The organism is Streptomyces sp. NPDC058464, from assembly GCF_042721035.1.
In the GTDB taxonomy this organism is placed as follows: domain Bacteria; phylum Actinomycetota; class Actinomycetes; order Streptomycetales; family Streptomycetaceae; genus Streptomyces.
Genome location: NZ_JBHXMA010000014.1, coordinates 65,134 through 88,141 on the forward strand (window position 1 = coordinate 65,134; position 23,008 = coordinate 88,141).

Here is a 23,008-nt window from a genome sequence, read left to right on the forward strand (position 1 = left end):
CCATGTCCTCACGCGGTATTCCCTTCGCATTCGCGGCGGCCGTACGCCGCCATTCCGACCGGCCCGCCGTGCGCGCCGCGGGCCGGACCCTCACCTACGCCGAACTCGACGGGCTGACCGGTGCCCTGGCGGCGGGCATCGCCCCGGGCCAGGTCGTCGCGGTTTCCGGCCGGGACCGTCTCGACCACGTGATCGGGCTGCTGGCCGTGCTGCGGGCCGGCGGGATCCACCTGCCGGTCGACGCCGACGCCCCGGCCGAGCGCACCGAGTTCATCGTCCGGGACGCCGGGGCGACGGCCTTCCTGACCGACGGCGAACTCACCGCCGGGGCCGCGCAGTCCGGCACGGCCGGCGGCTCCGGCTACCTCGTCCACACCTCGGGCACCACCGGCCGCCCGAAGGGTGTCCACGTCGCCGCGTCCGTGCTGGCGGAGCACATCGAGGCGGCCACCGCCCGGTTCGGCATCACCCACCGGGACGTCGTCCTGCACCTGGCGCGGCCGTCCGTGGACGTGGCGGTCGAACAGGTCCTGACGGCCCTGACGACCGGCGCCTGCCTGGTCGTACCGGACCGGGGACTCCTCGCTGCCGGTGAACTGCTCGCCCTGCTGACGGCCGAGGAGGTCACGGTCGCCAACCTGTCCGCCGGCTACTTCCAGGAGGTCGTCGCCGCCCTGCGGGCCGGCGCCCGCGTCCCCGGGTCGCTGCGGCTGATGATCTCCGGCAGCGACCGGCTGTACCCGGAGACCGCGGCCGCCTGGGCCGAACTCACCGGCGGCGTCCCGCTGCTGAACGCGTACGGACCGACCGAGACGACGATCACCGCGACCGTCCAGGACGTCCGCGAACCCGTGGATCCGGCCGACGGCGAGCGCCGCGTCCCCATCGGCGAGGCGCTCGGCGACCGCGCCCTGTACGTACTGGACGACGCCCTGCGCCCGGTCCCCGACGGCACCGCCGGCGAACTCCACGTCGGCGGCCCGCTGCTGGCGTCCGGCTACTGGCACCGACCCGCGGCGACGGCCGAGCGCTTCGTCGCCGACCCGTTCTCGGCCGTGCCGGGTGCCCGCATGTACCGCACGGGCGACCTGGTGCGGCGGGCCTCCGGCGCCCTGGAGTTCGTCGGGCGCACCGACCACCAGGTGAAGATCCGCGGCTTCCGCGTCGAGCCCGGCGAGGTCGAACAGGCCCTGGCCGCCCACCCGTCGGTCGCCGCCTGCGTGGTGACCGCCCACGAGGGCCGGCTGGCCGCCTACGCCACCACCACCGCGCCGGTGCCGCCGGAGTACCGCGAGATCCGCGCGTTCCTGGCGGACCGCCTGCCCGAGCACATGGTCCCCGGCAGCCTCACCGTCCTGGACGCCTTCCCGCTCACCGCGGGCGGCAAGATCGACCGCACGGCCCTGCCGGACCCGGACACCGGGAACACGTCGGTGCGGGAGGGGTACGTCGCCCCGCGCACCGAGGCCGAGCGGCTGCTCGCCGGGGTGTGGTCCGACGTCCTGGGCGTGCCCGACGTCGGCGTCCACGACAACTTCTTCCACCTCGGCGGCGACTCGCTCACCGCGGTGCGCGTCGTCGGGCGGGTCGCGGACGTCTTCGGCGTGGTCTCCCCGTACGCGATCTTCGAGGCCCCGACGCTCGCCGAGTTCGCCGCCGTCGCCACCGCCCCCGAGGGCGAACGGCTCCCGGCCCTGACCCGGTCGGGGCGCACCGAGGCACCGCTGTCGGCGTACCAGCGCGGCCTGTGGTTCCTCGACCAGTGGAACCCGGGCTCGGCCACCTACAACGTGCCCTGGGTGTTCCGCTTCGCCACGGACCCCGACCTCGGCCTGCTGCACCGGGCCCTGGAGACCGTGGTCGCCCGGCACGAGAGCCTGCGCACCTGCTTCGTCCTCGACGACAACGGCCCCCGCCAGGTCGTGCGTGAGCGCGTCACCGTCCCGTTCACCGTCACCGAGGCACCCCGCGAGCGGACCGGCGAGCTGATCGCGGCGGCCGCCGTCGAACCGTTCGACCTGGAGACCGGACCGCTGTTGCGCGCCCACGCCCTGCGCGTGCCGGACGACGGGACCGTGCTCCTCCTGGTCATGCACCACATCGTCTGGGACGAGGGCTCGCTGTCGGTCCTGGAGACCGAACTCAAGGAGGTCTACGAGGCGTTGCGGGCCGGGCGCCCGCACCGGCTGGCCGAACTCGACGCCCAGTACGCCGACTACAGCGCCTGGCAGTACGACGACGCCGTGGCCGCCGCCACCGAGGCCCAGCTCGCCTACTGGGACGGGCAGTTGGCGGACGCGCCGCAGACCACCGCGCTGCCCACCGACCGGCCCCGCCCCGAACTCCAGGCGTTCCGGGGCGCCCACCACGGCTTCAGGATGCCGGACGCGGTCGCGCGGGCGGTGCGCGAGCTGGCCCGCGAGGAGGACGCCACCCCGTTCATGGTGCTGCTCGCCGCCCTGGCGACCACGCTGCACCGGCGCTCGGGGGAGCGGGACATGGTCATCGGCTCCCCGGTGAACGTGCGCGGCCGGGCCGGAGCGGCCGGCCTGATCGGCTACTTCGTCAACCTGCTGCCGCTGCGGCTGCGGGTCGACCCCGACCTGCCGTTCCGCGACCTCGTACGCCACGTCCGGGACGTCTCGGTGGGCGCCTACCGCAACCAGGACGCCTCCTTCGACACGATCGTCGACCGCACCGTCACCGACCCGCCGCGGGACCGCAACCCGCTCTGCCAGGTCCTGCTCGAACTCCACCCGCTGGACACCCGGCCGCTGGAGGTCGACGGCATCCCCGTCACCCGTGAGCTCCACATGCAGGGGGTCTCCCGGTTCGACCTGTCGGTCTCCGTCGACGACCTGGGCACCGGTTTCACCGGCCGCTTCGAGTACGACAGCGACCTGTTCGACGCGGAGACCATGGCGGCCCTCTGCGACAGCTGGCTGGGCGCACTGGCCGCGGCCGTCGCCGCCCCCGCGCACACCCTGTTCGAGGCGGCCGCCGCCCGCACCCCGGACGCCACCGCCCTGATCGCCGGAGACGAGGAACTCACCTACGGACAGCTCAACGCACGGGCCAACCGGCTCGCCCACCACCTCGCCGCCCGGGGCGCCGGGAGCGGCACGGTCGTCGCGGTGCTCGTCGAGCGCGGCCCCGACCTCGTCGCGGCCCTGCTCGCGGCACTGAAGACCGGCGCCGGATACACCCTGCTGGACCCCGACTTCCCGGCCGAACGGCTCGCCGGGGCCGCCGCCGACAGCGGCGCCGGACACCTGATCACCCACCGCGGACAGGAGGTCCCCTTCGCCTGGCAGGGCACCCACATCGACCTGGACGCCGTCGCGGGGGAGCTGGCCCGCCATCCGGAGCACGATCCCGGGCTGCCCGTCACCGGCGACGACCTGGCCTGCGTGATGTTCACCTCCGGCTCGACCGGCCGGCCCAAGGGCGTCGCCGTGCCGCACCGCGCCCTGACCGGCACCTACGCGGGCCAGGACTACGCCCGGTTCGGACCGGACGAGGTCTGGCTCCAGTGCTCCCCGGTCTCCTGGGACGCCTTCGCCCTTGAGCTGTACGGCGCCCTGATGTTCGGCGGCACCTGTGTCCTGCAGCCCGGGCAGCGGCCCGACCCGCAGACCGTCGCCGAACTCACCCGCCGCCACGGGGTCACCCAACTCCAGCTCTCCGCCAGCCTGTTCAACTTCCTGCTGGAGGAGTTCCCGGACACGTTCGCCGGACTGAGCACCGCCTTCACCGCCGGTGAGCGGGCCTCGGTGACCCATGTCGCCAAGGCGCTGGAGATGTTCCCCGGACTCCGGGTCGCCAACGGCTACGGCCCCGTCGAGAGCCTCGGCCTCACCACCTGCCACACCGTCGTGCCCGAGGACGTCACGACCGCCTCCATCCCCATCGGCCGTCCCCTGCACGGCAAGGACGTCCTCGTCCTCGACGAAGCCCTGCGACCCGTCGAACCCGGCGGCACCGGCGAGCTCTACACCTCCGGCTGCGGCCTGGCCCTCGGCTACACGGGCCGGCCCGGCCTCACCGCCACCCGGTTCGTCGCCGATCCCGGCGGCTACGGGCAGCGGCTCTACCGGACCGGGGACCTCGGGCGCCGTACGGAGGACGGTTCGCTGGAGATCACGGGCCGGGCCGACGACCAGGTCAAGATCAGAGGCTTCCGGGTCGAACCGGGCGAGATCGAGGACCTCCTCACCCGTCACCCGGACGTCCGGGAAGCCGTCGTCACGGTGTACGAACCCGCCCCCGGGGACCGGCGGCTCGCCGCCTACGTCACGACCGTCACCGCCGTCACCGACGGCTCTGCGACCGCCGACCCCGACGCCCTCCTCCGGTACCTGTCCGGGCGGCTCCCGGAGTACATGGTCCCCGCCACCGTGGACGTCCTGGACGCGCTGCCCCTGAACGCCAACGGCAAGGCCGACCGCCGCGCCCTGCCGGCCCCGGCCACCGCCACCGCCACCGCTGGGGACGGAGCCGCCGCCCTGGTCGGCAGGGAACGCCTGGTGGCCGACGTGATGCGGGAGATCCTCGGCCTGGACGAGGTGGGCCGCCACGACAGCTTCTTCCGGATCGGCGGCAACTCCCTGTCGGCCGTACGCGTCGCGATGCGCCTGTCCCGGGAGACCGGCACCCGCGTCCCGCCGCACCTGGTGTTCCGGGCCAGGACCGTGAGCGCGATCGCCGAACTGCTGCCGGCCTGAGCACACGGCACACCGCGTGTCCGACACGCGCCCGTGCCGGTTCCACGACGGACCGGCACCCCGCTCCCGACAAGGAAGGCAGAAGGACAGTGAGTTCGCCCACGGACACGGCCCCGCCGCCCGTTCCCACCCCGCCGCCCGTTCCCACGCCGCCATCGGCCCCGGCACCCGCCAGGACCGCACCGCTCTCGGGCCTCCAGCGCGGCCTGTGGTTCCTGGACCGCTGGCACCCCGGGACCGCCACCTACAACACCCCCTGGGTCTTCGAGTTCACCGGCCCCCTCGACACCGCGCTCCTGGAGCGCTCCCTCAACACGGTCGTCGCCCGCCACGAGGCGCTGCGCACCACCTTCGCCCTGGGTCCGGAAGGCCCCCGCCAACTCGTCCACCCCGGCCTCACGATCCCGCTGACCGTCGTCGACCTGCGGGACCTGCCGGCGGACGAGCGGGAACGGCAGGCCGGGCAGCGGCTCGCCGCCGAGGCGTCGGCCCCCTTCGACCTGGCCGCCGGACCCCTACTGAGGGCGACGGCCCTGCTGCGGTCGGACACCGGGACCACGGTCGTCCTCGTCGTCCACCACATCGTCTGGGACGGCTGGTCGGCCGACGTCTTCGAGACGGAGCTGGCGGAGACCTACACCGCCCTGACGGAACGCCGCGAGTCCCGGTTGCCCCACCTGGCCGTCCAGTACGCCGACTACGCGACCGGGGAACAGAGCCGCTCCTTCGAGGACCACCTGTCCTACTGGAAGGACCGGCTGGACGGCGCCCCCGGCCTGCTGGAGCTGCCCGCCGACCGGCCCCGCCCGGCGGAGCGCGGCCACCTCGGTCGTACCGAGCCCTTCGACCTGCCGGCCGGCACCGCGGCGCGGGTCCGCGCACTGGCCGAGAGCGAGGGCGTGACGCCGTTCATCGTGCAACTGGCCGCCTTCGCACTCCTGGTGAACCGCCACACCGGCGCCCAGGACATGGTGATCGGCACCCCGGTCACCACCCGCGACCGGCCGGAACTGGAGAACCTGGTCGGCTACTTCGTCAACCTGCTGCCGCTGCGCATCCGGCTCGGCGCCCGCACCACCTTCCGCGAACTCCTCGCCCACGTCTCGGACGTCGCCTTCGAGGCGTACGGCTATCTGGACGTGCCCTTCGACACGATCGTCGACCAGCTCGCCCCGGACCGCTCCGCCGCCCACCCGCCGCTCGTCCAGGTCGTCTTCGGCTCCCACACCGAGAACCGGGCGCCGCTGGCCTTCGGACCCGCCTCGGCCGACCGGCGGGTGCACTCCAACGGCACCAGCAAGTTCGACCTGACCTGGTCCGTCTACGACGACGGCGAGCTGCGCGGCGAGGTCGAGTTCAGCTCCGGCCTCTTCGACACCGCGACGGTACGCCGGATGACCGACGACTGGCGGGCCCTGCTGACCGCCGCCCTCGACGACACCGGCCGTACCGTGCGTGAACTGACCCGGGCGGCCGACCTGCAACCACCCGCAGCCCCCGCCCGCATACCCGAAGGCCGCCTTCTGCACCGGCTGTTCGAGGAAGCGGCCGACGCGCACCCCACCCGCACGGCCCTCACCTTCGGCAACCGGTCCCTGACCTATCCGGAACTGGACGAGCGGGCCAACCGGCTGGCCCACGCGCTCATCGCCCGGGGCGTCCGTCCCGGCGACCGGGTCGGCCTGCTCCTCGACCGCACGCACGAGATCCCCGTCTCGGTGCTCGGCGTGCTCAAGACCGGTGCCGCCTACGTACCGGTGGACCTGACCGCCCCCGCCGACCGGGCCGCGATGGTCTTCGGGGACACCGGGGTCCGGGTCGTCGTCACCGACCGGCCCGACCGCGTCCCGGCCGGCCCCTGGCAAGTGTTCGAACCGGCCCTCCGGGAAGGCGAGTTGGCGGCCCTCCCGGCCACCCGCCCCGCCGTTGAGGCACGCCCCTCGGACATCGCGTACATCATCTTCACCTCGGGCTCCACCGGCCGTCCCAAGGGTGTCGCGGTCGCCCACGAACACGTCAGCCGCCTGATGGACGCCGGCGCCCGGCACTTCGCCTTCGGCCCCGACGAGGTGTGGACCCTCTTCCACAGCTACGCCTTCGACTGGACGGTCTGGGAGCTGTGGGGCGCCCTCCTGCACGGCGGACGGCTGGTCGTGGTGCCGTACCTGACCAGCCGCTCGCCCGAGGAGTTCACGGAACTGCTGGCCGCCGAGGGCGTCTCGTTCCTGTGCCTGACCCCGTCCGCGCTCCGCCAGCTCGAACTCGCCCTGCGGCAACGGCCGCGCGCCCTGCCCGCGCTGAAACAGATCATGCTCGGCGGGGAGGCGCTCGACCCCGCCGTGGTCCGGCGCTGGAACGCCCTCGACCCGCTGCCCCCGGCCCGGCTGTGCAACCTGTACGGGATCACCGAGACCACCGTCCACGTCACCACCCACGACCTCGGCCCCGCCGACGACTTCGACCGCAGCCTGATCGGCACACCGATGCCGCACCTCGGCGCGATGGTCCTCGACGACTGGCTGCGACCCTGCCCGGTGGGCGTCCCCGGCGAGCTCTACATCGGCGGCGGCAGCCTCGCCCACGGCTACTGGGACCGGCCCGGCCTCACCTCCGGGCGCTTCGTCGCCGACCCCCACGCCTCCGCTCCCGGCGCCCGGATGTACCGCACCGGGGACGTGGCCAGGCGGCTGCCCGACGGCGGCCTGGAGTACCTGGGGCGCGCCGACTTCCAGGTGAAGCTGCGCGGCTTCCGCATCGAACTCGGCGAGATCGAGAACGCCCTGGCCGCCCACCCCGACGTGGACACCTGTGTGGTCACCGTCCACCAGCAGCGGCTGGCGGCCTACGTCACCGGCCGGGAGCCGGCCGGGATGCGGGAGTTCCTGGCCCGTTCCCTGCCCGACTACATGATCCCGGCGACCGTCACCCTCCTCGACACCCTGCCGCTCACCGTCAACGGAAAGGTCGACCGCCGCGCCCTGCCCGACCCGAGCCCGCACGGCACCGCGCCCACCGGCTCCGCGGCCGGACACGTGGCCCCCCGCAACGACACCGAGCGGGACTTCGCCGCCGTCTGGTCGCGGGTCCTGGGCGTCTCCGGCATCGGCGCGCACGACGACTTCTTCCACCTCGGCGGCGACTCGATCCGCGCCGTGCAGCTCTCCGGAGAACTGCACGAGGCCGGCTGGACGGTCACCCTGCGGGACATCTTCAACGCGCCGACCATCGCCGCCCTGGCGCCGCTGGCCCGTCCGGTGACCGGTGCGGACACCGCCGACGGGCCCTTCTCGCTGATCGACGCCGAGACCCGGGCCGAGCTCCCGGCCGGCATCGTGGACGCGTACCCGATGGTGTCGATGCAGCTCAGCATGGTCTTCCACATGGAGATCGCCGGGTCGACCGACAGCTACCACAACGTCAACAGCTACCGGATCAGCGCACCGCTCGACGAGACGGCGTTCCGCCGGGCCGTGACCGAGGCGATGACCCGCCACCCCGTGCTGCGGACCGGCCTGGACATCTCCGGCTACGCCGAACCCCTCCAACTCGTGCACGGCGACCTGGCACCGCCCGTCACCTTCGACGACCTGCGGCGGCTGGCCGCCCACGAGCAGGACGCGGCGATCACGGCGGTCTTCGACCAGCACCGCAGTACCCCCTTCGACCTGTTGGAACCGCCGCTGTTCCGGATCACCGTGCAGCGGCTCACCGGCACCTCCTTCCAGCTCACCGTCTCCGAGCACCACGCCATCCTCGACGGCTGGAGCTTCACCTCGCTCCTCGCCGAACTCCTCGCACGTCACACCGAGTTGTCGGCCGACCCGGAGAGCGCCCCCGCAGCCCCGCCGGGCTCCCGCTACCGGGACTTCGTGGCCGTCGAACGGGAGGCCGCGGCCGATCCGGCGTCCCTCGCGTACTGGCGCGGCAAACTCGACGGCGTCAGCGGCGAGCTGTGGGACGGTGCCGGCGAGACCCACGAACTGGCCCGCATCGTGGAGCGGGTGCTGCCCGAGGCCCCCGGCCAGTTGCGCCGCGTCGCCGACGCCACCGGCGTGCCCGTCAAGTCCGTGGCGCTCGCCGCCCACGTGCACGCGCTGGGGGCGATCACCGGCCGCCGCCGGATCACCACGGGCCTTGCGATGAACGGCCGCCTCGAACGGCGCGGCGGCACCGAGGTGTACGGGCTCTTCCTCAACACCGTGCCCCTGGCCGCCGGAACCGGCGCGGACCGCGACGATCCGCTGGCGCTGGTGCGCGAGGTGCACCGCGAGGAACTGGACATGATGCCGCACCGCCGGGTCCCGATCGCCCGGCTGGCCCGGCTGATGACCGGCACCCGGCTGGACAGCCAGTTCGGCTTCCTGCGCTTCCACGCCCTCGGACACCTCGGCGACGCGCGGATCGAGGACGACCGGATCGGCTGCGAACCCACCATGCGCCACGAACCCAACAGCTTCGCCTTCGGCGCCTCACTGATCCAGGACCCCGTCTCCGACCGTGTCCTGCTGGCCGTGGACCACCAGCGGTCCGTGGTGCCCGACGCGCTCGCCGAGGCCTACCTCGACGCCTACGAGACCGCCCTCCGCGCGATGGACGCGGCCCGGTGACCACCCGCGCAGACCGAGAAGAGAGCGAGACAAGCCCCATGACCGACACCCACGGACCCCGTCCGGCGGACCCGCTGGCCCGGTTCCTGGCCGCCGCCGACGCCACACCCGGGCGCACCGCGGTCGTGGCCGCCGACGGCCGGCTCACCTACGCCGAACTCGACCGCCGCACCGCGGAGCTGGCGGGCGCACTGCGCGCCCACGGCATCCGCCGCGGCGACCGGGTGGGCATCCACCTGCGCCGCACCACCGACCTGCCGGTGGCGCTGCTCGCCGTGTGGCGGGCGGGAGCGGCCTACGTACCGCTCGACCCCGCCTACCCGCAAGAACGCCTCGCGTTCATGGCCGAGGACTCGGGCCTGGCCCTGCTGCTCACGGCCGAGCCGGGCGCCGTACCGCTGCCCGACGGCGTCCCGGCCCTCCACCCCGACGCGACCGGCGACCTCGGCCCCGACACCCCGGTCACCGCGCCGGACACGGCCTACGTCATCTACACCTCCGGCTCCACCGGCCGCCCCAAGGGCGTCGAGGCCACCCGCGGCGGCGTCGCCGCCCTCCTGGCCGGTCTGGAGGAACGCGGCATGTACCGGTCCGAGGCAGGCGTGGTCGGCTGGAGCGCGAGCGTGTCCTTCGACGCCTCCGTCCAGCAGTGGGCGCGGGTCTGCCGGGGCGACACCGTCGTCGTGGTCGACGAGACGACCCGCACCGACCCGGTCCGGCTGGCCGCCCTGCTCGACGAGCACGGCGTCACCGACCTGGACCTCACCCCCTCGCACTGGGAGTTGCTGCGCGAGCCGCTCGCCGCCCGCCCGGTCCGGCTGTTCATGGGCGGTGAGCCCGTACCGCAGGCGACCTGGGACGGGCTCACCGCCGGCGGAACCGACGCCCTCAACCTGTACGGCCCCACGGAGTGCACCGTCGACTCCACCGCCACCCGCATCGCCGGGCCCCGGCCGCACATCGGCGACGCCCTGCCCGCCGTGACGCTGCACCTGCTGGACGAGGAGCTGCGACCGGTGGGCCCCGGTGCCACCGCGGAGCTCTACATCTCCGGTCCCGCGGTCGCCCACGGATACGTCGGCCGCCCCGGCCTGACCGCCGAACGCTTCGTGGCCAGCCCCTTCGCGCCCGGAGCACGGATGTACCGCACGGGCGACCTGGTCCGCCGCGGCCCGGACGGCACTCTGGAGTTCGCCGGCCGCGCCGACCGCCAGCTCAAACTGCGCGGCTTCCGCATCGAACCGGGTGAGATCGAGGGCGCTCTGACCCGTCATCCGCGGATCCGCGAGGCCGCCGTCAAGGTCCACGAGGCCGCCCCCGGAGACCAGCGGCTCATCGCCTACGTCACCGCTTCCGGCACTCCCTACCTCGCCACCGACGACATCCTGGCCCACGCCCGTACCCTGCTGCCCGCCCACATGGTCCCGGCCGCGGCCCTCGTCCTCGACGCGCTGCCCCTCACCCCCAACGGGAAACTCGACCACGCAGCGCTGCCCGCCCCGGCGCCCGCCACCGCGTCCCGGCCGGAGCCGGCGGACCGGTCGGGGACCGGTACCGGTCCGGCGGGCACCGGTCCGGTCGGCATCGGCCTGGCGGAACAGGTCGCCGACGTCTGGCGGACGGTCCTCGGCCGCGACGACGTCCGCCCCGACGACGACTTCCTCACCCTCGGCGGCCACTCGCTCGCCGCACTGCGGGTCATCCACATCCTGCGCCGCACCCTGAGCATCGAACTCCAGCTGCGCCACCTGCTCGACGCCCGCGACCTCGCCGACTTCACCGAGGCGGTCCGCACGGCAGGCCAGGCCCCGGCGACCCGGCGGCCGGCCCTCGTCGGCGGCGCGGCGGCTGCCCGGTGACCCCGCCACGGCCACGGATCGAGGGGGACTGGCTGCTGGTGCCCGCACCCCAGGACCACCGCCCGTACCGGCTGTTCTGCTTCCCGCACGCCGGCGGTGACGCCACCGCCTTCGCCCCGCTGGCCCAGGCGCTCGCCCCGGCCGCCGAGGTGTGGGCCCTGCGCATGCCGGCCCGGGGCGGACGCAGCCGCCACCCGATGCCCGCCACCTTCGACCAGCTGGTACGGACGGTGACGGACGCCCTGCTCCCGCACCTGGACGGCCGCTTCGGCTTCTACGGACAGAGCTTCGGCTCCCTGCTCGCCTACGAGGTGGCACGCGCCCTGCCCGCCGGGCACCGCCCGGAGACGGTGATCGCCGCCTCGGCGTCCGCGCCCGGCACCTGGTCCGCCCCGACCCCGCCGCAGTACGGCGCCGAGGATCTGCTCCGGACCTGCGGAATGGGCGAACTCGTCGCCTCGGAGCCGGAGTTGCGGGAGCTGGCGCTGCGGGCCATCCGTAGCGACCTCACGGTGCGCGACACCTACCGGTACCGGCCCGGCCCGCTGCTCGACACCGCTCTGCACGCCGTCGCCGGCGACGCCGACCCGATGCTCGACGCCACCCTGCTCGCGGGCTGGGCGGAGCACACCTCGGGCGCCTTCGACCTCACGGTCGTTCCCGGCGGCCATCTGCTGGCGACCGTACAACGGCCCGGACCCGTGGGCCTGCTGACCTCGATCGTCGGGCACCGGCCCGATCCGACCCCCAGGGAGCCCCGATGGCCACGAGCACAGCCCCTCGTCCACTGACCTCCGGCCCGGCGCCGGCCGCCCCCGTCGACCTGAGCGACCCCGCCCTGTGGACCCGCCCCGACCTGCCCGCCGTCGTCGACCGGCTGCGGGCGGCGGGCCCCGTCCAGCGCACCGGGACCGCCGACGACGGGCCGGTCTGGTCGGTGCTCTCCTACGACCTGGCCGTCGAGGTCCTCAAGGACGCGGCCACCTACAGCTCGGAGGGCGGCTCGCTGCTCGGCGCAGGAGCCGGGAACACACCCGTCGGCGCGGGCCGCATGATGGCCTTGACCGACCCGCCCCGGCACCGTGAACTCCGGGCGCCCGCCACCCCGTTCCTCTCGCCCGGAGGGGCCCGCGGCGCCGCCCCCGGCATCACCGAGCTGTCCCACCGGATCGTCACGGCGGCCGTGGAGCGGGGCGAGGTCGACCTCGTCGACGTCGTCTCCCCGCTGCCCCTGACCGTGATGTGCGACCTGCTCGACGTCCCGGACCAGGACCGCGAGATGGTCGTACAGGTCTGCGACGACGCCTTCCTCGGCAGCACCGCGCAGGAGCGCAGAGCAGGTCATCAGCGGCTCATCCCGTATCTCATGCACCAGGTCATGAAGCGGCGGGCCGACCCCCGTGACGACCTCATCAGCATGATGGCCACGTACCGGATCGCCGGGCGGCTGCTGCCCGTCGAGGACGTGGTCCTCAACCTGGACAACATCGTCGTCGGCGGCGTCCAGACCGTCCGCCACACCGCCGTGATGGGGCTGCTCGCGCTCGTACGGCACCCCGAGCTGTGGCACCGGCTGCAGAGCGGCGAGGCCGCCATGGGGCCGGCCCTCGACGAACTGCTGCGCTGGACCTCGGTCGGACTGCACACCCTGCGCACCGCCACCAGGGACACCGTGCTGGGCGGCCACGACATCCGGCGCGGCGAACGCGTCGTCGTATGGACCTGGGCGGCCAACCACGACCCGGCCGCCTTCGACCGCCCGCACGACATCGTGCTCGACCGCAGCCCCAACCGCCACGTGGCCCTCGGCCTCGGCGCGCACTACTGCATCGGCGCCCCGCTGGCCAAGACGGAACTGAGCGCACTCTTCACGGCCCTGCTGGACCGCGTCGAGCGGATCGAGCCGACCGGACCGGTCCGGTACAACCGCTCGATCATCAACTTCGGCCTGGACCACTTCCCGGTGCGCCTGCTCGCCCGCCGATCCCGCCGATCCAGCTGAACTTCCGCTCTCCTGCCGGAATTCCTGCCTGTCGGCCGTATCGGGCGCCGATAACTTCGAAAAGCCCGGACGGCAGTTCCACATCGCGGATTTCCGCGATTTCCGCCCCGCTCACGACGGAGGAAAAAGCCATCATGACGAATCCCTTCGAGGACGAGAACGGCACCTACAAGGTGCTTGTCAACGACGAGAACCAGCACTCCCTGTGGCCCGCGTGGATCGACGTCCCGGCCGGCTGGACGGTCGCCTTCGGCGAGGCCGACCGGCAGGCCTGCCTCGCCTGGATCGAGGAGAACTGGACCGACATCCGCCCGGCGAGCCTGCTCGCCGCCCTCGGCCGCTAGGAGGCCCCGCCGTGTCGACCGCACCGACCACACCGCGCTGGGAGACCGCTCCCGGCCGCCCGGCCCTGACCCGCGTGACCGGCGTCCACGACATGGACGCGGCCGTCGCATGGCTCCAGAGCAACAGTCCGCAGCTGCGGGCGGCGCTCGCCGAGCACGGCGCGATCTTCCTCCGGGGCCTGCCGGTCACCGGCAGCGAGGACGTCGCCCGGGTCCGCGACGTGCTGCTGCCCGAGCCCACCCCCTACCGGGAGAAGGCCACTCCGCGCAGCGACTTCGGCCATGGGGTCTTCTCCTCGACCGACCTGCCGCCCCACCAGCCGATCCGCATGCACAACGAGAACAGCTACACGCTCACCTTCCCCGGCAAGCTGCTCTTCGCCTGCCTCACCGCCCCCGCCGAGGGCGGTGCCACCCCCGTCGTCGACTGCCGCAAGGTCCTGGCGGACCTGCCCGCCGCCCTCGTGGACCGGGTGCGTGCGGGCGGCTGGACGCTCACCCGGAACTACTCGGAGTACGTGTCCCTGGACTGGCGCAGGGCCTTCGCGACCGACGACCCGGCGAAGGTCGAGGAGTACTGCGCCGAGAACCTCGTCTCCTGGGAGTGGCGGGAGGACGGGCGGCTGCGGACCCGGCAGCTGCGCCCCGGCACGATCACCCACCCGGAGACCGGCGAGGAGGTCTGGTTCAACCACCTCGCGTTCTGGAACGAATGGTCGCTGGACCCGATGATCCGCGAGGCCCTGACCGACGAGTTCGGCCCCGACGGCCTGCCCTTCAACACCGGCGTCGGCGACGGAGCCCCCCTCACCCGGGACGACGTGGAGACCCTCAACGCCGTCTACGAGGCGGCCACCGTCCGCGAACCCTGGCAGCGGGGCGACGTGATGCTCGTCGACAACATCCTCGCCGCCCACGGCCGCGACCCGTTCCGCGGCGACCGCAAGATCGCCGTCGCCATGGGATCGCCGGTCGACGTCCTGGACTGCCGGCCCAGCGTGCCGCCCGCGGCCTTCCGCGCCGCACCCCTGCCCACCGCCTGACCAGCCCCCGTGGCCCGTGACGTAAGGACAGATCCGTGATCCCGGTTTCCTTCGCGCAGCAGCGTCTGTGGCTGACCGACCAGATCGAAGGGCCTGGCCCGCTCTACAACCTGCCGTTCGCGGTCCGCCTGCACGGCGCACCGGACCCGGCGGCCCTGCGCGCCGCGGTCGTGGACGTCATCACCCGGCACGAGGCGCTGCGCACGGTCTTCCCGGCCGTGGCCGGCGTCCCCGTGCAACAGGTGGTGCCCGCCGGGCAGGCGGCGGCGGATCTCTCCTTCACGGTCGTCGACTGCACGGCCGACCCCGACGGCTATCCCGCGCGGCGCGACGCGGCGGCGGCCGAACCCTTCGACCTGCGCGGCGAACTCCCCATCCGCATCTGGGTGTTCGTCCTCGCGCCCGACGAGTACGTGCTGCTGACCGTGCTGCACCACATCGCCGGCGACGGCTGGTCGAAGGGGCCGTTCCTGCGCGACCTGGCCACCGCCCACACGGCCAGGCGCGCGGGCCGGGCCCCCGACTGGGAGCCGCTGCCCGTCCAGTACGCCGACTACGCGCTCTGGCAGCGCGAGTTGCTCGGCAGCGACAGCGACCCGGACAGCCTGATGGCGCGTCAACTCGGCTACTGGCGGGACAAGCTGGCCGACCTCCCCGAGGAACTGACCCTGCCCACCGACCGGCCCCGCCCCCGCGCCCTGGGCGGCGGCGCCGACGCGCTGCCCCTGCGCCTCGACGCGGACCTGCACGCCGGACTGCTGGACCTGGCGCGCACCCACCGGGTGACCCTGTTCATGGTGCTCCAGGCGGCCCTGGCCGCATTGATCTCCCGGCTGGGCGGCGGCACCGACGTGCCGGTCGGCTCGGTCGTGGCGGGTCGCTCGGAGGAGGTCCTCGACGACCTGGTCGGCTTCTTCGTCAACACGCTGGTGCTGCGCACCGACGTCTCCGGCGACCCGTCCTTCACCGAACTCCTCGCCCGGGTCCGGGAGACCCACCTGGAGGCCCACGCCCACCAGGACGTCCCCTTCGAACGGCTGGTGGAGGAACTCAACCCGGTCCGCTCGACGGCCCGCCACCCCCTGTTCCAGGTGATGGCCGTCCTGCAGAGCAACGAGAACGCCCCCGTCGGCCAGGCAGGACCCGACGGCCTGGACTTCACGCCCGAACCACTGGGGATCAGGGTCGCGAAGTTCGACCTCAACATCGGAATGGAGGAGAACCACACCCCGGCCGGCAGCCCGGCCGGGATCACCGGCTCCATCGAGTTCGCGGCCGACCTGTTCGACCCCGGGACGGTCACGGCGTTCGCCGCCCGCTGGGAGCGGCTGCTCAGGGCGGCCACCGCCGACCCGGACGCACCGGTCGGCCGACACGACCTGCTGAGTGAGGAGGAACGGGTCCGGATCCTGGGGGAGTGGAACGACACCGCGCGCCCGGTGCCGGGCGACGGCACCCTGACGGAGGCGTTCACCCGGCAGGTCGCACGCACCCCGCACGCCGTCGCCGTGGTGTCGGACGAAGTCACCTACACCTACGCGCAGTTGCAGACCCGCGCACAGAGCCTCGCGGCCCGGCTCGCCGCGCTGGACGTAGGCCCCGAGACGCCCGTGGCGATGCTGCTGGAGCGCTCGGCCGAGGTCGTGGTCGCCACGCTGGCGATCGTGCTGGCGGGCGGGGCGTACGTGCCGTTGCACGCCTCCCTGCCGGCCGACCGGCTGGAGTGGGTGCTGGCCCAGGCCGGGGCCCCGGTGCTGCTGACGGACCGCGACGACCTCGGCTTCGTCCCCGACGCCCTGGTGATGCGGCCCGAGGGCGACCCCGTACCCGGATTCCAGGCACCGGCGGCCCACCCCGACCAACTCGCGTACGTGATGTACACCTCCGGCTCCACCGGGCAGCCCAAGGGCGTCGCGGTCCGCCATCGCGACGTCGTCGCCCTCGCCACCGACCACCGCTGGCACGGCGGGAACCACCGCCGCGTCCTGCTGCACTCGCCGCACGCCTTCGACGCCGCCACCTACGAACTGTGGGCGCCCCTGCTGTCCGGCGGCACCGTCGTCGTCGCCCCGCCCGGCCACCTCGACCCCGCCGTCCTGCGCGACACGATCGAACGCCACGCGGTGACGGCGGCCTGGCTCACCAAGGGCCTGTTCGACGTCGTCGCCGAGGAGAGCCCGCACTCCCTCGCCGGCCTGCGCGCGGTCACCACCGGCGGCGACGCGGCCGCCCCGGCCATGCTCCGACGGGTCCTCGACGCCTGCCCCGGCCTGGTCCTGGGCAACGGGTACGGCCCGACCGAGACCACCACCTTCGCCACGTTCCGCCGGATCACCGAGGACGACCTCGGCGGAACCCGGGTGCCGATCGGCACCCCTCTCGACAACATGCGCGCCTACGTCCTGGACGGCGGCCTGCGCGCGGTGCCGCCGGGCGTCCACGGCGAGCTGTACGTGGCCGGAGCCGGCCTCGCCCGCGGCTACGCGGCCCGGCCCGCCCTGACCGCCGAACGCTTCGTGGCCTGCCCCTTCGAGCCGGGCGAGCGGATGTACCGCACCGGCGACCTGGTACGCCACCGCGCGGACGGCAGCATCGAGTTCCTCGGCCGCACCGACCACCAGGTCAAGATCCGCGGCTTCCGCATCGAACCCGGCGAGATCGAGGCCGTACTCGCCCGGTACGAGGGCGTCGGGCAGGTCGCCGTGATCGTCCGCGAGGACGACGGCGGGAAGCGACTGGTCGCCTACTGCACCCCCGCGGGCGAACAACCGGACCTGGCAAGCGCGTTGCACCGGTATGCGGTCGACACCCTGCCGGGCTACATGGTGCCCCTCGTGATGGTCCTCGACCGGCTCCCGCAGACCGCCAACGACAAACTGGACCGCGCCGCCCTGCCCGCCCCCGACCTGGGCGGACCGGCCGGCGGACGCGCCCCTCGCACACCCCGCGAGGAGATCCTGTGCGGCCTGTTCGCCGAACTGCTCGGCCTGGCCTCGGTGGGCGTGGACGACGACTTCTTCGCCCTCGGCGGCCACTCCCTGACGGCCACCCGGCTGGTCAGCCGCATCCGCACGGTCCTGGGCGCCGAGCTCCCGCTGGCCGAACTGTTCCAGGCCCCGACGCCCGCGGGCCTCGCCGACCGGCTACCCGACGGCACCGCAGGCACCGCGGCCCGCCCCGCACCCCGGCCGGCCGTCCGGCCGGAGCGACTCCCGCTCTCCTTCGCCCAACAACGACTCTGGTTCATCGGCCAGGCCGAGGGCCCCAGCGCCACCTACAACGTCTCCCTCGCCCTGCGGCTGCGCGGCGCCCTGGACACCACGGCTCTGGAGGCCGCCCTCAGGGACGTCGTCGGCCGCCACGAGGCCCTGCGCACCGTCTACCGCACCCTCGGCGGCGTCCCCTACCAGCACGTCCTCGACGAGCCGCCCGCCGGGCTGCTGACCGTCGCGGACATACCCGTCACCGCCGCCGCGGGCCATGTCTTCGACCTCGCCACGGACGTCCCCGTGCACGCCCATCTGATCCCCGACGGACCCGACGAACAGATCCTCGTCCTGGTCGTCCACCACATCGCCGCCGACGGCGCCTCCCTGCGCCCGCTGTTCGACGACCTCATCACCGCCTACCGGTCCCGCCGCGCGGGCACCGCCCCGAACTGGCGGCCGCTGCCGGTGCAGTACGCGGACTACGCGCTCTGGCAGCGGGAACTGCTCGGCACCGACCAGGACCCCGACAGCCTCCTGACCCGGCAGCTCGCCCACTGGAAGGACGCCCTCGCCGGACTCCCCGACGAACTCGGCCTGCCCACCGACCGGCCCCGCCCGGCCGTACCCGGCCACCGCGGCGACACCGTCCGCTTCGAACTCGACCCCGCCCTCCACACCCGCCTCACCGCACTGGCCCGCACCCACGGTGCCACCCTGTTCATGGTCCTCCAGGCCGCGTTCGCCACCCTCCTGCACCGTTTCGGCGCCGGTGACGACATCCCCGTCGGCACCCCCGTGGCCGGCCGGGCGGACGGCGCCCTGGACGACCTGGTCGGCTTCTTCGTCAACACCCTCGTCCTCCGGACCGACCTGTCGGGCCGCCCGAGCTTCACCGACCTGCTGACGCGCGTCCGCACCGCCGACCTCGCCGCCTACGCCCACCAGGACGTGCCCTTCGAACGGCTGGTGGAGGAGCTCAACCCGGTCCGCTCCCCGGCCCGCAACCCCCTGTTCCAGGTGATGCTGGCCTACGACAACACCACCGAGGCGGACATCGCCTTCCCCGGGGTGCACGCCGAGCACGAGACCACCGACTTCACGACCTCCCCCTTCGACCTGTGCCTCAACGTCACCGAACGGCACGGCCCCGACGGCGCCACGACCGGACTGGGCGGCGCGCTCGAATACGCCACCGACCTGTTCGACCGCGAGACCGCCGAGCGGCTCACCACCGCTCTCACCAGCGTGCTGAGCCAGGTCGCCGAGGACCCCGGCCGCGCCGTCGGCAGCCTGGACGTCCTGACGGCGGACGACCGTACGGCGCTGGAGCGCTGGAACGACACCGCCGTCCCCGAGTGCCCCGCCCTGCTGCCCGAGGTCTTCGCGGCACAGGCCGCCCGGACCCCCGACGCCGTGGCCCTGGTCAGCGGTGACACCTCGCTGACCTACCGGGAACTGGACGCCCGGGCCGACGCCCTGGCCGGGCGGCTGGCCGCCGCCGGTGTCGGACCCGAGGAGGTCGTCGCCCTCGCCCTGGACCGCTCGGCCGACTCGATCGTGGCGCTCCTGGCCGTGCTCAAGGCGGGCGGCGCCTACCTCCCGCTGGACGCCGACCACCCGGCGGACCGCCTCACCCACATGCTCCGCGACACCGCCCCGCTGCTCGCCCTCACCCACGCCGCCTGGCCTCTTCCGGACATCCTGGACGGCCTGCCCCGGCTGTCGGTCGACGAGCAGGGCTCCCTGACCGGCCACCCGGGCCCAGCCACGCCCCGGGCCGGCGCCCGCAACGCCGCCTACCTCATCTACACCTCCGGCTCGACCGGCCGGCCCAAGGGCGTGGTGATCGAGCACCGGGGCGTCGCCAACCTGTACGCCTTCCACCGGGCAAACATCATCGCGGAGGCCGAACGCGCCCACCCGGGACGGCGGTTCAGGTTCGCGCTGACCGCCTCGCTGTCCTTCGACACCTCCTGGGAGGGAATCCTGTGGATGGTGGCCGGGCACGAACTGCACCTGCTCGACGACGACTGCCGCCGCGACGCCGCCGCCGTGGTGCGCCACGTGGCCGAGACCGGGATCGACGCCATGGACGTCACCCCCACCTACGCCGAGCAACTCATCGAGGAGGGGCTGCTGGAGCGGCGCCGGCTCCCGGTCCTGATGCTCGGCGGCGAGGCCGCAGGACCGGCCCTGTGGACCGCCGTGCGCGAGACCCCCGGCGTGACCGGCCACAACCTCTACGGCCCCACCGAGTACAGCGTCGACGCCCTCCACGCCCGGCTGGCCGAACACGAAACCCCGCTGATCGGGACGCCGTTGGCGAACACCCGGGCCCATGTGCTGGACGAGGGCCTGCGTCCGGTCCCGGTCGGTGTGGCGGGCGAGCTGTACCTCGCCGGCGCGGGCATCGCCCGCGGCTACCTGAACCGCCCCGGCCTCAGCGCCGAGCGGTTCGTGGCCGATCCGTTCGCGGCGGGGGAGCGGATGTACCGCACCGGCGACCTGGTGCGCCGCCGCCCGGACGGCGAGGTGGAGTACCTGGGACGCACGGACCACCAGGTCAAGATCCGCGGCTTCCGCATCGAACTCGGCGAGGTGGAGGCGGTACTGGTCCGCTGCCCCGGTGTGACGCAGGCCGTGGTCGTCGCCCACGAGGGGCGGCTGGCCGGCTATGTGACCGGCGAGGCCGACGGCACCGCCGTACGGGAGTTCGCGGCGGGTGTGCTGCCCGGGTACATGGTCCCGGCGTCGGTCACCGTGCTGGACGCGCTGCCCCTCAACGTCAACGGCAAACTGGACCGCGCGGCGCTGCCCGCACCGCGCTTCGCGGGAACGGCGGCCGGACGGGCGCCCGCGAGCCCCCGCGAGGAGACCCTGTGCGGTCTGTTCGCCGACGTGCTGGGCGTGGAGTCGGTCTCCGTGGACGACGACTTCTTCGCCCTGGGCGGCCACTCGCTGCTGGCGACCCGGCTGCTGAGCCGGATCCGCGCCGTACTGGGCGAGGACATCGGCATCCGCGCCCTGTTCGAACACCCCACCCCCGCCGGTCTCACCCGCCACCTCGACAGCGAGCGCGGACCGCAGGACTCCCTCGGGACCCTGCTGCCGCTGCGGACCGGCGGCACCGCGACCTCCTTGTTCTGCGTCCACCCGGGAGCCGGCATCAGCTGGGTCTACTCGGGCCTGCTGCGCCACATCGACACCGCCCACCCGGTCTACGGCCTCCAGGCCCCCGGTCTGCGGGGCGCCACCCCCGACAGCGTCGGCGCACTGGCCGCGACCTACCTGCGGCACATCCGGTCGGTCCAGCCCCGGGGCCCCTACCACCTGCTCGGCTGGTCCTTCGGCGCCGTCGTCGCCCACGAGATGGCCGTACGGCTCCAGGCGGACGGCGAGGAGGCCGGGTCCCTGATCCTGCTGGACGGCTACCCGCCGACCCCGGTCCCCGACCGCGGCGACATCGCGGTCCCAGAGGAACGGCCGGACCCGCTCGCGGCACTGCTGGCCTCACTGGGCTACGCCTCCGACGGCCAGGCGGCCGGCGGGGACCGCGAGGACGCTGGGGACGGCGCGGACAGCGGGGAAGGCGCGGACGGACATGGCGGCGAGGGGGGCGTACCGGAGGCCCTGCGGGCCATGCTCGGCGATACCGCCGACGTCCTGCCCCGGGTCTTCGCCGACCACGACAGGCTGCTGGCCGCACACGTGCCCGGTGTCTACCGGGGCGACGCCCTGTTCATCGGCGCCGCGCTCGACAAGCCCGCCGACTGGCCGTACGAGAGCGCCTGGCGGCCGTACGTCACCGGCCTGATCGAACACGACCTGCTCGCCTGCGAGCACGGCGCGATGACCCGGCCCGGTCCGATCGCCCTGATCGCGGAAGCGGTCGCCAAGAAACTCCGCACCGCACAGCCGGGAGAACTCCGATGAGCCGCGCGTACGCCGATCCCGCCGCCCCCGGGCGGGAGGACGGGCGGCCCGCCGGCGGCCGCCTGGGCCTGTGGTCCGAACGGAACTTCCGCAGGCTGTGGCTCGGCGAGACCACGAGCGGCCTGGGCACCGCGGTCGGCCATGTGTCCCTGTCCCTGGTGGCGGTGGTCACGCTGCACGCCTCCCCGTTCATGATGGGTGTGCTGACCGCGGCGGCCTGGACACCGTGGCTGCTCATCGGCCTCCCGGCGGGCGCCTGGGTGGACCGCTGGCCGCGCCGCCGCACCATGCTGGTCTGCGACCTGGCGCTGATGCTCCTGTTCGGCAGTGTTCCCGTGGCCGCCTGGCTGGGGGTGCTCACCCTCACCCAGGTCGTGCTCGTCGCCCTGCTCACCGGCGCGGCGAAGGTGTTCTTCAGCACCGCCTACACGGCGCTGCTGCCCGCGCTCGTGACCGACGACGACATGCTGGAGGCCAACGCCAAGCTGCACGGCGCCGAATCGGCCGCGGACGTCGCGGGACCCGGCGTGGCGGGCCTGGTCACCCAGGCCTTGGGCGCGGTCACCGGGGTCCTCCTCGACGCGGCGACCTACCTGGTCTCCGCGCTCTGCCTCGGCGGGATCGACGTACACGAGAATCCGCCGGAGCCGTCGGAACGCAGGGCGCTGCGACGGGAGATCGCCGAAGGCGTCCGGTTCGTGGCCCGCGACCCGTACCTGCGGACGCTGGCGGGCTTCGGTGCCCTCGCCAACCTGGCCCTCAACGGCATCCAGGCCGTACAGACCGTCTTCCTCGTGCGCGACGTCGGCCTCCAACCGGGCGCAGTCGGCACCGTGTTCGCGGTGGTGAGCGTCGGCGGCCTCGCCGGGGCGGCCGTCGCCGGCCGGATCGCCCGCTGGTTCGGCACCGCCCGCGGACTGCTGCTGTGCATGCTGGTCGTGGCGCCCTTCATCTTCCTGCTGCCCTTCGCGGGACGGCAGTTGCCGCTCATGGTGAGCGCCCTCGCCTGGGGCGTCGCGGTGTGCGGCGTGGTCGCGGGCAACGTCATCGTCGCCGGCTTCTACCAGACGTACTGTCCCTCCCACCTGCTCGGCCGGGTCCGGGCGAGCGCGTCGACCGTCAACTACGGGGCGATCCCCCTCGGCGCCCTGCTCGGCGGCTGGCTGGGCGGCGCCGTGGGCAGCAGACCCACCATCTGGATCATGTCCGCCGTGCTGCTGACCGCCGCCCTCGTCCTGCTCGCGAGCCCCCTCCGCACCCTCCGCAACCTTCCCCGGACGTCGTAAG

The 23,008-nt window shown here is 73.9% G+C and carries 9 protein-coding genes; all 9 read left to right on the forward strand.

The window, feature by feature from the left end; translation table 11 throughout:
• The first annotated feature begins 2 nt into the window (after window positions 1-2).
• The 9 genes from ACFWPQ_RS20065 (at window position 3) to ACFWPQ_RS20105 (ending at window position 23,007) form a co-directional block, all read left to right on the forward strand.
• On the forward strand, window positions 3-4,724 hold the full coding sequence (locus ACFWPQ_RS20065; protein ID WP_384036118.1) for an amino acid adenylation domain-containing protein: 4,722 nt from the start codon (window positions 3-5) through the stop codon (window positions 4,722-4,724).
• Between the two features lie 89 nt (window positions 4,725-4,813).
• Window positions 4,814-9,331, forward strand: a complete 4,518-nt coding sequence (locus tag ACFWPQ_RS20070; RefSeq protein WP_384036121.1) for an amino acid adenylation domain-containing protein — start codon at window positions 4,814-4,816, stop codon at window positions 9,329-9,331.
• Window positions 9,332-9,369: 38 nt separating this feature from the next.
• Window positions 9,370-11,190: a non-ribosomal peptide synthetase gene (locus ACFWPQ_RS20075; RefSeq protein WP_384036125.1), complete on the forward strand. Its 1,821-nt coding sequence runs from the start codon at window positions 9,370-9,372 to the stop codon at window positions 11,188-11,190.
• A gap of 38 nt (window positions 11,191-11,228) precedes the next feature.
• Entirely contained in the window at window positions 11,229-11,981 is a 753-nt protein-coding gene (locus ACFWPQ_RS20080; RefSeq protein ID WP_384036128.1) for a thioesterase II family protein, read from the forward strand.
• Entirely contained in the window at window positions 11,951-13,192 is a 1,242-nt protein-coding gene (locus tag ACFWPQ_RS20085) for a cytochrome P450 (RefSeq protein WP_384036131.1), read from the forward strand. The genes ACFWPQ_RS20080 and ACFWPQ_RS20085 overlap by 31 nt, the downstream gene beginning before the upstream one ends.
• A 134-nt stretch (window positions 13,193-13,326) precedes the next feature.
• Window positions 13,327-13,536 (forward strand): MbtH family protein, encoded by a 210-nt coding sequence (locus tag ACFWPQ_RS20090; RefSeq protein ID WP_361300713.1) that lies wholly within the window; start codon window positions 13,327-13,329, stop codon window positions 13,534-13,536.
• Window positions 13,537-13,547: 11 nt separating this feature from the next.
• Complete coding sequence (locus ACFWPQ_RS20095) at window positions 13,548-14,579, forward strand: TauD/TfdA family dioxygenase (protein ID WP_384036135.1); 1,032 nt, start codon at window positions 13,548-13,550, stop codon at window positions 14,577-14,579.
• Window positions 14,580-14,614: 35 nt separating this feature from the next.
• Window positions 14,615-21,721: an amino acid adenylation domain-containing protein gene (locus ACFWPQ_RS20100; protein WP_384036138.1), complete on the forward strand. Its 7,107-nt coding sequence runs from the start codon at window positions 14,615-14,617 to the stop codon at window positions 21,719-21,721.
• Complete coding sequence (locus ACFWPQ_RS20105; RefSeq protein ID WP_384036141.1) at window positions 21,718-23,007, forward strand: MFS transporter; 1,290 nt, start codon at window positions 21,718-21,720, stop codon at window positions 23,005-23,007. Before ACFWPQ_RS20100 ends, ACFWPQ_RS20105 begins: the two co-directional genes overlap by 4 nt.
• Window position 23,008 lies beyond the last annotated feature (1 nt).